This is a genomic window from Kitasatospora sp. NPDC056731 (genome assembly GCF_040687675.1).
Lineage (GTDB): Bacteria > Actinomycetota > Actinomycetes > Streptomycetales > Streptomycetaceae > Kitasatospora.
On record NZ_JBFBNR010000008.1, the window covers coordinates 17,598 to 29,804 of the forward strand.

11 protein-coding genes are annotated in these 12,207 nt (G+C 68.5%); 5 read left to right on the forward strand and 6 right to left on the reverse strand.

Annotation, left to right across the window (positions count from 1 at the left end; genetic code table 11):
- Positions 1 to 4: 4 nt before the first annotated feature.
- Genes AB0R04_RS10185 through AB0R04_RS10195 form a run of 3 tightly spaced genes read right to left on the reverse strand, consistent with a single transcriptional unit; the run spans position 5 to position 3,980 of the window.
- Positions 5 to 2,134: a transposase gene (locus AB0R04_RS10185; RefSeq protein ID WP_363369788.1), complete on the reverse strand. Its 2,130-nt coding sequence runs from the start codon at positions 2,132 to 2,134 to the stop codon at positions 5 to 7.
- Positions 2,131 to 2,901 carry a TnsA-like heteromeric transposase endonuclease subunit gene (locus tag AB0R04_RS10190; protein ID WP_363369790.1) on the reverse strand — a complete coding sequence of 257 codons (771 nt, stop codon included), beginning with the start codon at positions 2,899 to 2,901 and terminating at the stop codon, positions 2,131 to 2,133. Before AB0R04_RS10190 ends, AB0R04_RS10185 begins: the two co-directional genes overlap by 4 nt.
- On the reverse strand, positions 2,898 to 3,980 hold the full coding sequence (locus AB0R04_RS10195; protein WP_363369792.1) for a TniQ family protein: 1,083 nt from the start codon (positions 3,978 to 3,980) through the stop codon (positions 2,898 to 2,900). The genes AB0R04_RS10190 and AB0R04_RS10195 overlap by 4 nt, the downstream gene beginning before the upstream one ends.
- A 190-nt stretch (positions 3,981 to 4,170) precedes the next feature.
- Between AB0R04_RS10195 and AB0R04_RS10200 the strand changes: the two genes are divergently transcribed.
- Entirely contained in the window at positions 4,171 to 4,410 is a 240-nt protein-coding gene (locus tag AB0R04_RS10200) for a helix-turn-helix transcriptional regulator (RefSeq protein ID WP_363369794.1), read from the forward strand.
- 62 nt (positions 4,411 to 4,472) lie between these two features.
- Here the strand turns inward: AB0R04_RS10200 and AB0R04_RS10205 are convergent, their stop codons facing one another.
- Both AB0R04_RS10205 and AB0R04_RS10210 read right to left on the reverse strand, forming a co-directional pair.
- Positions 4,473 to 5,390 (reverse strand): hypothetical protein, encoded by a 918-nt coding sequence (locus tag AB0R04_RS10205; protein ID WP_363369795.1) that lies wholly within the window; start codon positions 5,388 to 5,390, stop codon positions 4,473 to 4,475.
- A 126-nt stretch (positions 5,391 to 5,516) separates the two neighbouring features.
- Complete coding sequence (locus AB0R04_RS10210; protein ID WP_363369797.1) at positions 5,517 to 6,137, reverse strand: hypothetical protein; 621 nt, start codon at positions 6,135 to 6,137, stop codon at positions 5,517 to 5,519.
- Positions 6,138 to 6,344: 207 nt separating this feature from the next.
- On the opposite strand from AB0R04_RS10210, the gene AB0R04_RS10215 reads away from it, so the two are divergent.
- From AB0R04_RS10215 to AB0R04_RS10225, 3 genes are all read left to right on the forward strand, one after another.
- The gene (locus AB0R04_RS10215) at positions 6,345 to 7,523 is read left to right on the forward strand and encodes a hypothetical protein (RefSeq protein ID WP_363369798.1); all 1,179 of its coding nucleotides are present in this window, start codon (positions 6,345 to 6,347) and stop codon (positions 7,521 to 7,523) included.
- A gap of 396 nt (positions 7,524 to 7,919) precedes the next feature.
- Entirely contained in the window at positions 7,920 to 9,887 is a 1,968-nt protein-coding gene (locus AB0R04_RS10220; protein ID WP_363369800.1) for a hypothetical protein, read from the forward strand.
- Entirely contained in the window at positions 9,887 to 10,300 is a 414-nt protein-coding gene (locus tag AB0R04_RS10225) for a hypothetical protein (RefSeq protein WP_363369802.1), read from the forward strand. Before AB0R04_RS10220 ends, AB0R04_RS10225 begins: the two co-directional genes overlap by 1 nt.
- 143 nt (positions 10,301 to 10,443) lie before the next feature.
- On the opposite strand, the gene AB0R04_RS10230 is transcribed toward AB0R04_RS10225, so the two are convergent.
- A complete protein-coding gene (locus AB0R04_RS10230) occupies positions 10,444 to 11,790 on the reverse strand; it encodes a transcriptional regulator (RefSeq protein WP_363369804.1) in 1,347 nt (448 codons plus the stop codon).
- A 162-nt stretch (positions 11,791 to 11,952) separates the two neighbouring features.
- On the opposite strand from AB0R04_RS10230, the gene AB0R04_RS10235 reads away from it, so the two are divergent.
- The gene (locus AB0R04_RS10235; RefSeq protein WP_363369806.1) at positions 11,953 to 12,159 is read left to right on the forward strand and encodes a hypothetical protein; all 207 of its coding nucleotides are present in this window, start codon (positions 11,953 to 11,955) and stop codon (positions 12,157 to 12,159) included.
- The last annotated feature ends 48 nt before the right edge of the window (positions 12,160 to 12,207 follow it).

The window sequence follows — 12,207 nt, forward strand, 5'->3', positions numbered from 1 at the left end:
GTGCTCAGTTCTCCTGGTGGATGCGTGGGTTCCACACCGTTGCGGGTTGGATGGCGTCGAGATCGAGGTCGTCGTCCTCGTCCGGCAGGTCGGGAACGGCGTGCAGGCCGGTGATGGTGGGCTTGCGGGTTTCCGGAAGCGGAGCGGGCGGCGGCGCCGGCACGGCCGGGGTGGAGCGCAAGGCGTCGGCAGCCTGTGCGTGGGCGCGGTGGCGGTCGCGGGTCCAGCGCTTGCGGGTTCCCTTGGTCCAGGTCTCGGGCGCGTCGGTGCGGTTCTGCAACTCCCGCAGCGCCTGGGCGATGCTGGCCTGCTTGGAGGCGTCGGATCCGCGTTGGAGGAGGAGGCGTTTGGCTTCGCGCAGGGTGATGTCGGTGAACGGCTGCAGGTCGCTGAGCGCATGGGTCCACCGCAGCGTGTACCACTTCTTGTCGCGGGGGTTGTGGAAGTAGACGTGCAGGAGATTGCGCGGGTCATAGCGGATCGGCCACAGCTCGTTCGGGTAAGGCGACTTGGCCTTGCGGAACTGGTAGAGCACGTCGGCGTTGTAGACGAGGTGGTTGATCTCCACGCCGTAGGAGTTGATGACCCGTCCGCCGTTGTCGGCGATCGGCAGCAGTTCGTAGTACAGGTTCGGATCCCTCGGGCAGTCGACGAAGCCAGCCGAGCCCAGGGCCATCGCGTATGCCTCGTTCGGCGAGACCTCCAGGTCGGGGAAGCCGTACAGGTGCAGTCCGGAGTGCGGGTGCTGCTGGTAGACGGCCACGACGTACTCGGCGAAGAACTCGGCGATCTCGTCGATGCTCCAGCGGGCCTGCTCCTCGACGGTGCGGCCCCGGGTGGCGACGTTGAAGCCCTTGTAGCCGGCGACGTGCATGGAGAACTGCTCGCGGATGGTGCCGAAGAGCCGTTCGATGTGCGGCTTGTCGGTGGGCTTGAGCTTGCGCGCGTCCTGGATGTCGATCTTCCAGGAGCGGCAGGCACGCCGTACCACGTCGGACTGATAGGGCTTTCCGTGGTCGAAGAGCAGGGTCTCGGGATAGATCACCGGTCGGGCGGCGGCGTGGGCGAGGCGCTCGTCCAGCGAGAGCAGGCGCTCGTAGGGCACCCGGAGCATCGAGTAGCGCAGGGCGTCGCCCCATGCCGGGCGCATCGGCTCTGGCGTCATCACGTCCGCCAGCAGGAGGCCGATGTCGATGGCCTTTGTGCCAGCGGGAGTGAGCCGCCAGGCCAGGATCGAGCGGGTCGCCACGTCGAGTGCGACGGTGAGTTCGACCCCGTACGTGCTGTCGGTGGCCGCATCCCACGCCAGGACGTCGAGCGGCGTGGTGTCGAGCATGACGACCTGGCCGGGGCGGTGCGCGATGACGTTGCCGAAGGTGCGGTCGGGCTGGTTGGCGGCCGACTGGCGCTGGTAGGCGGGATCGGAGGGTCGCCGGTCCAGCAGCGTCTTGACCAGGCGTCGGAAGGTGTCCTCCCTGGGCAGCAGTACCGTGCCCTCGCCGTAGTCGGCGTCGAGCCTGTTCTGCGTGCGCCTCAGGAACCGGGTGGTGACGGCGGAGGAACTGTCCATCCGTTCGGACGCAGACTGCTCGCGGATCGCCTGGATGACCCGCGGGTCGGTGTTGCGGAACGGGTTGCGGATGCGTGTCTTGCGCCCGTCGACCAGTGCGAACAGGCCCTTCTCGTCCCACTCTTCCAGCAGCTGCCAGAGGCGGCGGGAGGTGCGGCCGAGTTCCGCGGCTTTGGCTTCGATGCGTTCGGTCACCGGGATGTTGGGGTCGTACTGCGGGCGGGGCTCGCCGGCCAGGGCCTTCATCGGGTCGCCGGAGCGAAAGCCCGTGGTGGCCTCCCACAGGTGAGCCTCCAGGTCCAGGGCCGCCTGGCGGACCTCGGGGGACACGGTGGCCAGCACCCCGCCCGGGTCCAGCCCCACGTCGTTGCTCCCGGTGCCGGGCGGCGGCTCGGCGTGAGCGCGGAAGGAGGGATCGGCCAGCAACTCCGAGAGCATGATGGTGATCCGGTGCCCGGTTATGGACCGCAGCCGCACCAGCGCGCCGTCGGTGCCCACGACCTGGTGGCGCTCGTCCTCGAACTCGATCCAGTCCTCGACGGCGATGCGGTAGCGCTGGTTCATCGCGTCCTCTCCGAAGTAGGGGCGGCCCACACCCGGGTGTGGTCGCGAAGCGGCCGGTCGATGTCGAACAGCAGGTGGTGGTGCCACATCAGGTGGTAGATGACCGGACGCGCTACCTCGGGGTCATGGCGAAAGCCGACCAGGTCTCCGAGCGCGATCGGCTGGGTGGCGAGCGCGAGGATCGGATCGACCAGATCAGCGGTGGCGTTCAGCGGCCGGCGGTAGCCGCACAGCCATTCGACAGTTGCCCACAGCTGGGGATCGGGGTCACCGACCATGCGGTAGTCCCAGCCGAGGTCCTGGCAGGCATTCTCGGTGCGCTCGGCCTGCTGGACGACGCGGAGCTTGGCCAGTTGCTGAGGGTTCTTCACATCCAGCAGGAGCACCGAGCCGTTGGTGCGGCGGACGAACAGGTCAGGGACGTGCGTCCACTTCCCCTGGGCGTCAACGCCTTCGAGGATGAACGGCTGCGCGGCGAGAGCGGCGACCTGGGAGTCGAAGTCCAGCAGCTTCATCCACTTGGCTTCGAGGTAGCTCTCGTAGTCCAGGACGGCGTCGCAACTGGCTGCCCAGTACGAGCCTGGGGTATGTCGCATCCCCGCGTACGAGGGGATCTCGCGAGCGGGCAGGCAGTCCTCGAAGCGCACCGTGGCCGCTTGGGAGGCGGGTATCAGGCGCTCGGTCTGCTGGGCGTCGTAGTAGTGGACGAACAGCTGGTCGGGCGCATACCTGACCGGCCGCAGGGTCCGGGTTCTCTTCGGACTCACGTCCGTCCTTCCTCAAGGGCCGTGTCGTGGATCGCTCCGGTGGGCGGCTGCTCGCTGCTGTCGTCGCTCAGGCAGGCCGGGATCGTCAGGGACTCCGGGACGGAGCGCTGCCAGCGGGCCAAGGCGGTGCTCATCGCAGTCCGGCGCGGGGCGACCAGCAGCGGGGCCGTCAGGGCGAGGACGGCGGCCGCGTGCGCGGCAGTAGGCGGGGCCATCCCGAGCTTGGTCCGGGCGCCGCCGTGGCGGGCACGCCGGCGCACGTCCTGGTAGGCCGTGAACGCCTCGGCGGCCTCGGGAATCAGCGCCTGGCAGCTCGCTAGGTCGCTCGGTACGGCACCCGCTCGGGCGGCAGCGGCCAGGTAGCGCAGGGCGGCGAAGAAGTCAGCCGTCGCCACCGCCCGCCCGGCGACCACGGCCGGGCCCCCGTGCGCGGCCTCCAGCACCAGCTTCTGCACGTCCACGAGTTGCACCGGAACGGTCACGGACGGCAGCTCGGCCAGAGCCTGCTCACAAGGGACCGATCGCCGCCCGGGAGCCACTGAGCGGCGGTTGTTGCACCGCCGCAGGTCCAGGACACCCGATCGGGTCGGCAGACCGCCGGGATGCCCGGAGTGCGCGAGCCCGAACCGGTCACCGCATATCGGGCAGGTGTCCACCAGCAGCACCCGGTGGACCGGACACACCGCCGCAATGCCCAGGCGCCACCACAGCTGCCACACCGGACGCTCGCCCAGGCACTTCGGGCACGCCCGGGTGCCGGTGAACAGTGCCCACTCGCGGTTGCTCAGCCGGGTCACCGACGGCGGGTCGGCCAGGTCCAGCCGTGAGAAGTCCAGAACACCGCCCGCGTACCGGGCCAGTTGCATGAACCGCAGCTCGATCTCGTCCAACCCGGTCGCCGCCCCGATCCGGCGCGCACCCAGCTCCGTCAGCGCCACGCCGTAGCACACCGGCCGCACCGCGCGGTCGCTCGAACGGCACTCCAGCCCCAGCCGCCGCGCGGCCTCACCAGGCGTCAGCTCCAGATCCACCGCGACCCGGTCCACCCACGAGGGGAAGGACTCCCCAACCACTGGCACCAACACAGAGGGGAGCCTGCGCGGGACCGCGGACGGCAGCTGCCGCACCTCGGCTCCGCCTGTTGCCAGGGTCGGCACATTGGGATCAGGCAGTGGTTGTGCCGACGCGGACATGCGACCTCCCCCAGGCGCAATAAATTGATCTTGTAGGAGACTTCCTACACATCGGACTGTACTACGGTTACTGCCCGTGGCGAATAGCGATTCAGATCCGGGCATCCCGGCCCAGCGCATCCTCTTCGGGCGCCGCCTGCGGGCGCTTCGCAAGAGGCGGGGGCTGACTCAGACCGCCGTGGCGGCAGCGGCCGGCATGGACCGGTCCTTCTATATCGACCTGGAAACCGCTCGGCACAGCGTCTCGGTGGACCGCATCCCGGCCCTGGCGAAGGCACTGGGCGTCGAGCCCCACGAGCTGTTCACCGAGGACTGAGCAGCCCTCGGAGGCGGAAGGGGGTGCAGTCTTCACTCGCCGGGGGTTCGGCACCCGGCCGGTCAGAAGGCGTCATGGTGTCCAAGAAGGTTGCCGGTGATGGGTCCGTCGTCGACTACCTCCTTGAGGTCTTCGACCTTGCACCTCATGGTGGACGGGATACCAGCGATCCCGATCTCCTCTTCACCCGCAAGTCGGAGACCGCACAATCCGCACAGCAGTTCCTCCGCAGCCAGCTCCATCTCGTACAACAGTGCCGCGTTTGCGGCCTTCAGGAACAGGGCGGCGGCTTCGGTGCCGCAGGCCGGACACCTGGTGAGGGTCCGGAAGTGCACGCCGGTCGGGCTCCGGTCGATGACCACGAGTCCCGTCTCGCTGATGGTCTTGGCCACGCTCTCGACCGCCTCCTCGGGCAGCCTTCCGAAGCGGGTCTCCATCCTGAACCGGGCCTGGTCCATGCGGAGATGGACGGCCTTCTGAACCCGGTCGAACCGGTCGTCCAGCGTCACCTGGACGGCACCAGACCACGACCCCCAGAACGCGGCCCGGTCCTCGCTGGCGTGGTCGAGGAGCTTGCAGATCGTCTCCACGAACGGGGCCAGGTAGTCCTCGCCGCTGCTGGTGCCGAGGTGCGCGACGCCGTTCCGCAGCTCGATCAGCCCGTCCAGTTCCGCCGACCTCGGCAGAACGCCGATCTTCCGCAGCCGGGTGATTGCCACGGCCGCCCCGATGGTGTGGAACCTCTGCGGCGGAGTGGTCATCGCTCCGGCGAAGTGCAGCAGCATGTCGTCGTTGCCCTTCACCTCCGACAGCAGCGTCGGATGCACCTGCACCAGCGCGGCCTTGGCCAGGCGCTCGACGCTGACTCCCGCTTCCAAGAGGAAGACCTCGGTCTGGCCTTCCGCGTGCGCGTCCATGGCGAGGTGTGCGAAATCCCTGGCGCCGGACAACAGGCTCTCGAACGTGATCGGCGATCCCATGCCACGACGGTACCGACGGCGGCCGCGTGTCCGCAGGTGGTTTCAGGCCTCCAGGAACGGCTGCTGCTGGAGCCTGGTTGGCGCGTCGGGGGGCGTTGGAGTGCTGCTTGGAGCCGGTTCTGCTGGCTACCGAGGCGAGAGGGGCGGTTTGGTCATGTACATCTTGATCACGGAGGCCGGCACCCGAATCGGCTCGTAGGGTGCGATTTCGTCAGCGATTACCTGGGCCAGCTCGTCGATCGTCCGCACCACGTACCTGGGCGGGGTGATCCAGATTCGAGGGGTGGCGTCCCGGTCGTCGCTGTTGTGGATGATCTGGGCGTAGAAGTGCCCGAGGCCCTCTTCCCAGCCCCAGGTGCTGTAGTACTCCCAGCCCGGCATTGCGAAGTCGTGGAGTCCGCCGACGTTCTCCTCCGTGACCGGCTGGGGGATCGGCGAGTACTTGTCGGTGTACGACGGCCCGTAGACAATCTCCCAGGTCCCGTCGGAATGTTCGAGTACGTCCATCTTCACGTGCTGCTTGAGCTGGCGGAGTTGCTGGCGGAACTCCTCCGCGGCGAACCCGGCCTGGGCCGCGAGTGTCGGCAGGTCGGTCTCGGTGATGTCCAGGCCCATGATCTCGGGGATCTCGTGGCCCCACATGCTGGTGGTGGGTTCGGTGTGCTGGGCCAGTACCAGCAGCACCCGCTTGGAGAGCGGGTCGGCGACGGCCAACTGGTGCACGTACTTGATGGCCTGGTCGCTCACTCGAACTCCCGTTTCTTTGCTCCTGGTTGGCATGCCGGGCGGTAGACGGATCACGCTACCGCGACGACTGGCCGGCTGGCGGCCGTTCCCCCGGAGCGGCCGTTCGCGGCGTCGGAGTCGAGACGAAGGTGGCCGGGCTTTGCGGAGCATCCCGTAGATCTAGGCAGAAGCCTGACGCAGTGCCAAGCCGACTGCGATGATCGGCGAATGCGTCCACTCCTAACCCTTGTCGGGCTTGCTGTCGTGTGCTGGATCGCGGACATCGCCAAGCCGACGGTCCTGCGGTGGTGGGAGCGGCTGGTGCTCGGCCCGGTACGACGTCTGCGGGACCGACTGGTGGCAGAGCCCGTGAACGAGATAGTGCTCAGCGCGGGCCGCGTTCTGCCCTGCGTCGTGGAAGACCGGGTGCCGGACATCCGGCCCGGCTTGGTCGGTACGGCGATACGCCGGTGCTTCGAGCAGGTCGTCAACGCCCTACCGATCTATGCCGTCGCCGTGATTATCCTGGTGAGGGTGGACGGCCAGAGCGTCATCGACGCCGTCCGGCACGCCGTGGAGGAGGCGAGTCATCCCACCGTGGCCCACGCTGTGCATGATCCGCTCAGCTCGCTGTTGCTCGGGATCGTCTCGGTGCCGGTCGTCATCGGCAAGAAGCTCCCCGTCCTGCTGTCGGAGCACGGCGCCGTCAAGCTCGTTCCGCTGCTGCTGGCCGGCGCTCTGGTCTTCGTTGTCCTGAGGAGGCTCATGCCCATGGGTGTGGCCGATTCCCTCCGTGGGGAGCTTGGTCACCCAGCCCTGGATCGCAGGCACAACTCGGTGAACTGGTCGGGAGTTGCCGTCCTCGTCGCCACCGCGACCCGGTGCGCGCGTGTTCATCTGCAATGGAGCGCGGAGCCGTCGCTGGACGCGCTTCCCCGGGTCTCGCTCAGAGCGGCGGAGCGGGAGATCCGAAAGGCATACCAAGCTCGCGGGTACCGGCTGAGGCGGCACCAGCGACGGGTGGCGAAGGCGCATGCGGCGAAGGTGATCGGTGCGTTGCGGGCGGATGAGGCGCGGGTGCTGTCGGAGCCTGCTGCGGCGTTTCAGGACCTCGCGGTCAAGCTGATGACGATTGCGAACAGGTATGCGGAGGGACGATGCGCCGCGCTCCTGGAGGAGGAGGATCTCGGGGCGGAGCCGGTCGTGGACCGGCCGTTCCTGCGCTGGCTGGGTGTTGCCGGTGGTGGTCTCGGCGTAGTTGTCGCCGTGACGTACTCGGGACTGCCGACCAGCTTGACCGGGCCCGTCGTCACTGTGGGAATCGCAACGCTATTCCTCGCGCTGTTCCGCGGCAGCCAGCTGACCGACGCGGCTCAGGCGGCGAGCATGTTCCGCGCCAGCGCGTGACAGGCACGGCATGCAACCCCACGCAACCTCTGACAGTTCGTTGGGCGAAATCGTGCAGGCCACGAAGACCAAATCGGAAGGACCGTCAACTTCTGTGCTGAGCCCACTTGGAAGGCTGTACGCTCTTCCCATCGCCGCCGCCGAGAGCGGTCTGCTGCGCAGCTGGTAGACACCGCGGTATCCACCAGCAAGACCCGAGTGCGCCGCCTGCACGTCACGGGGCGGGTACCCGGATTCCGCCTGCAGGTCACCGAAGCGACGCCGGGTCAGCCCAGCGACGGACCGCGGTCCTTGCCCAGGCAGGCACGGGTGCGTTGCGCTCCATGGCGCTCTGCTCGCGTACGCCGATGACCGGCCGCGAGCCAGCCTCGCGCCGGCCCAGCCGATTGAGGCTCAGTGAGCATCACCAACTTCCCCGACGAGCCCGACGACATCGACGCCGTCGATCTCATCGACATCCGCACCGGCGACCGCTCGTCACCGTTCGAGCACCGTGTCGAGCCGGTCAGCAAGACCATCAAGGCGATCAAGTACCTCGAGAAGCAGCGTCCCGACGTCCAGATCTCCGAGGCCGCCATCCAGCGGATCGCGTACGGCGCGGTCGAGCCTGGCCTCCTCGACGGCGCCCGCCTGGACCGCCACCGCGTCGAGACCGGATGGCTGGTCGCACTCAACTACCGCGCGTACACGCTGATGCTGTCCCCCGCGATCGAGAACGACAGGTTGCTTGACGAAGCGCACTACGCTGCTGACCCGGGCACCAGCGAGAGCCAGCGGGTCCTCACCATGCCCACTGCTCACGGCACCGACGCCACCCTCGTCTACGCCGACCCGATGGAGGACCTCCTCACTGCCATCGACCGTGCGTCCAAGCGCGTCAGGGAGAGCAACCCCCAGGAGGTCGGCCGGCGCATCGTCGAGCGGCCGCTTACCGCCGTCCCCGTCTCCTTCCTCAACGCCGGGCACTACCCCGACGACGACCTGAGCATCGTCGACGGCAACAGCCGCTGGGCCTCCTGCACCGCCAACCTCAAGGTCCAGGCCAGCCAGATCAGCCCCGCCACCGCCAAGGACCTGGTCCCGCTGCTCCCGTCCCACCTCATGCGGCGCACCCTCAGCCAGCGGCGGGACCTCGTCCGGGAGATCGTCAAGAACGCCCACCGCGACTTCACCGAGGCATCCGGCACGAGCAAGACTGCCCGCGCCAAGCGGGACCGCGCCGCCGAGCTACTCAACGCGATGACCGTCCCGGTGCAGGTCATCGTCGGCTACATCGACGATAAGCCGAGTCTGGGCATGCAGCGCTTCCCCGCCGCAGTCCGCTCGCTGCTGATGCGCATGAACGTTGGCGTGAAGCCCTTCGAGGAGTCCTCCAAAAGCGGCGTCACCGCCGAGGAGATCGTCACCGCGCTGTTCGATGCCGGCGAGCTTGGCGACGATGCCCCGGCCGTGAAGGACGTCCTCCTCGGCCGGACCGACGTCACCGACGCCATGAAGACCCTCGGGCTTAACCCGGCCTTCCGTGACCTGAGGTTCGCTTTCGTCGTCCAGCAGCTCACCCGCAAGGAGCGGAGGCTGAACGCGATCATGGCCGCGAAGCTCGACAAGAGTCGCCTCGTGATCTCCCACCGCAGCGGCCCCGCCGCCGAACTCGGCTTGCGCTCCTACTCCAGCCTCCCCAAGGAGACCATGGCGTCCGTGCGCACTGCGGTGGAGAAGAACATCCTCTGGAAGGACTTGGCAGACCACGAGTGGACTGTCGAGAACATCGACTCGGACGAGGCCGTGGACGACCTCCTCGCGCGCGCCGACACCGGTGACATCCCCGCCCGGCTCCTCCTCGGCGTGATCGCCATGGTCAACCTCGTCACCAGCGGGAACCTGCTCGCCGCCGGTGGCACCGCCGAGCAGATCGTGGGCGGCATCAAGGTCATGCGCACCCCCGTCGGCACGGTCATCGAGGCCGTGCTCGGCAGGAAGGAGGGGCCGCAGGTGCTCGCTGACGCGATCAAGCGGATCAGGGCCGGCCTGCGCCCGCGCTGGTGGGCCCACGGCCAACTCGTAGAGCAGGAGGACTGGAAGGGCAGCGACTTCAACGCCCACCTCCGCCTCGTCGCCAGCCATGGGTTCGACCCCGAGTACTACCAGAACGAGCCCACCGCCACCGAGCTTGAGGACGAGGCTCTCACCGGTTTTCAGTCGTCCCTGGCCACGACGGTCGCCAACCTCGACTACCTGATCTTCCTGCGCAAGGAGCACGGCACCACCGCCGATCTGCCCTGGGTCCTCGTCGAGCCGACCTTCAAGAACATCAACACCTTGGGCAAGAAGCTCGGAAAGATCTCCGAGGACGAGCCGAGCTGATGACCGACACCACCTGGCCGGGCGTCGTGGGCATCACCGACGACCGGTACGCCATGCTCGCTCGACTCGCGGGCCAGTGGCTCGCCGAGCTGCAGCCGGAACCGATCCCCATCGGGGAGGACTCCGGGTATGAGAACAAGGCCATCTACATCGTGGCCAACCGCCGCGGCAACGCCTGCTACTGCGGCAAGACCGCGCCCACCCGAGCCCTGAGCCGGGGCGCCGCCGCGACCCGGCTCAGCCAGCATGTCAACCGCAGCACCTCGAAGAGGGAGGAGTGGGCCGAGTACTGGGTGATCCCACTGCGGGACACTACCCCCGACCACGTCGTCTCCGCCCTGGAGAGGACCGTGGCCGCCCGCCTTGGCATCCCGCTTGTGCACCGAAAGCGCATGCCGCTCCAGCGCACCTGACCCCCCGGCTGGCCGAAACCACGGCCGGCACCGTAAACGCACGTGGGCCCCGCACCGGAAGGACGGCGCCGGGGCCCACGTGCTGCGAGGCATAGCTGGGCCTCAGGGACAGAACCGGGCGATCTCCCTATGGTCCGCGCGAGTCACGCTGCCATGACGGGAAGCGCGCGCAGCCGCTCGCGGAACTCGGCGACGGCAGGCTCGCCATGGTGGGGCTTGAGGTAGCCGTCGAACTTGGTGAGGCGGTTGACGGCACGCACGGAGTGAACCTGGGTTTCGAGAAGGCCGAGGCCGCGGTTGGCGGCATCGAGGGCCCCGTCAAGGTCCTTGCCGGCGAGGCGGGCGGTAGCGAGGCGGCCAGCGCGGACGGCCTGGTCGCGGGGGACGGCGTGGTCGATGGAGGAGGCCAGCGCGCTGGTGGCCCGGTCGACCTGGCCGGAGCGGAGCATGATCTTGCCCTCGGTGGAGCTGAGTTGGGCGTCGCCGTACCAGGAGAGCCAGCTCGGGAGCTGGTCGCTGCCGTTCTTGGACCAGAGGTCGTGGGCTCGATTGAGGGCGGAGCCGGCCTTCTGGTGTTGGCCGTCGCGGGACAGGCTCTCGGCGTGGTGGAGTTCGAGGTAGCTGCGGACGCCGGGCTGCATCGTGGCGGGGGTGTTGGCGAGCGCTGTCTCGACCTGGGCGACGCGCTCGGCGGGGTTGCCGGCGTCGGAGAGGTGGACGCCCATCTCGGCGAGCAGGAAGCCGCCGAGGGCGTCGTCGCCGATGGTCTTGGCGGCGCGCAGAGCGCCGAGGTAGTACTGCTGACCGGCTGAGCGCAGGCCGCTGTCGTAGGCCATCCATCCGGCGATGTAGTTGACCTGGGCGGCCAGACCGAGCAAGCGGGCTTCGACGGCTTCGGTGTGGCGGCCGTGCTTGAGCAGGGTCGTGATGATGGCGAGGTCGCCGCGGGCCTGCTCGATCAGACGGGCGCCGCCCATCTGCGCGTCCAGGGTCTGGAGAGTGGCGACGCGGGCTTCGAGGGTGTCGACCATGGAGTCCGTCACCTGGTCGCCCCCGAGGGCGGAGGCGAACGCGGGCGAGGCGGAGGCCCAGCTCGCGGCGACGGTGGCCATGGCGGCCCCGGTGATGGTGAGAAAGCCCCGCCGATCCATATGCCCACTCCTGACCAGTTCCACCAGTACGTCCACGGTACCGGCCTTCGTCCATGGCGCTGTGATGCCGGTCACTCCCCAGACCGGGAGCCACCCGGGCCACGGATTGGCAACCAGAGTACGGGGATTGACGCCGAGAAGGTCGGCCAGCACGAACTGTGCATCCGGCTCGGGCTCCTGGCCCTGTTCCCATTTCCACACCAGCGTCCGGTTGGTCGCCAGGTGGATCTTCAGCGCGGCGCCGTGGTCACGCATCATGCGCGCGAACTGGATCTTTCCCCAGCCGCGTAACCGCATCAGGTGGGTGAGCGGATGGACTGCCAGAACGTCTGAGCTCATCTCAACCCCCGGCGATTCATAACCTGTTGGTGAGCGTACTGCTACCCGCTGTGGCGCGGGCCGCATCGAGCAGAAACCCCCCAGAAACGTTCCGAGTTGCGCTGCGGCACGGCGACGCTGTACCGCACCGCCCGGCCCCGGACGCCGGCGAGGGGAGGAGCCATGGAGGCAGTCGAGCGGCCGCATCAGGGCAGGCACCGCGGCGCACACCGCGACCCGGTGGGGACCGCGCTCACCGTGCTGTGGGGCCTTGGCCACGTCATCACGCTCGCGCTGCTCGGGGCCACCGCCGACCACCAGCTCAGCACCGATCACCCGGTCGCGGCACCGCCCGCACGGTCCCTTCCCGATCACGACCCGGACGTCTGAAGCGCCGGCCCACGCTGCCTCGACGGCCCTTCGTGAACCCCGCTACCC

What these genes read in the sequence shown, in the direction of transcription:
- AB0R04_RS10185 (WP_363369788.1), bottom strand. Translation starts at nt 2,134, where the DNA reads ATGAACCAGCGCTACCGCATCGCCGTCGAGGACTGGATCGAGTTCGAG.
- AB0R04_RS10205 (WP_363369795.1), bottom strand. Translation starts at nt 5,390, where the DNA reads ATGGGATCGCCGATCACGTTCGAGAGCCTGTTGTCCGGCGCCAGGGAT.
- AB0R04_RS10215 (WP_363369798.1), top strand. Translation starts at nt 6,345, where the DNA reads ATGCGTCCACTCCTAACCCTTGTCGGGCTTGCTGTCGTGTGCTGGATC.
- AB0R04_RS10225 (WP_363369802.1), top strand. Translation starts at nt 9,887, where the DNA reads ATGACCGACACCACCTGGCCGGGCGTCGTGGGCATCACCGACGACCGG.
- AB0R04_RS10230 (WP_363369804.1), bottom strand. Translation starts at nt 11,790, where the DNA reads ATGAGCTCAGACGTTCTGGCAGTCCATCCGCTCACCCACCTGATGCGG.
- AB0R04_RS10235 (WP_363369806.1), top strand. Translation starts at nt 11,953, where the DNA reads ATGGAGGCAGTCGAGCGGCCGCATCAGGGCAGGCACCGCGGCGCACAC.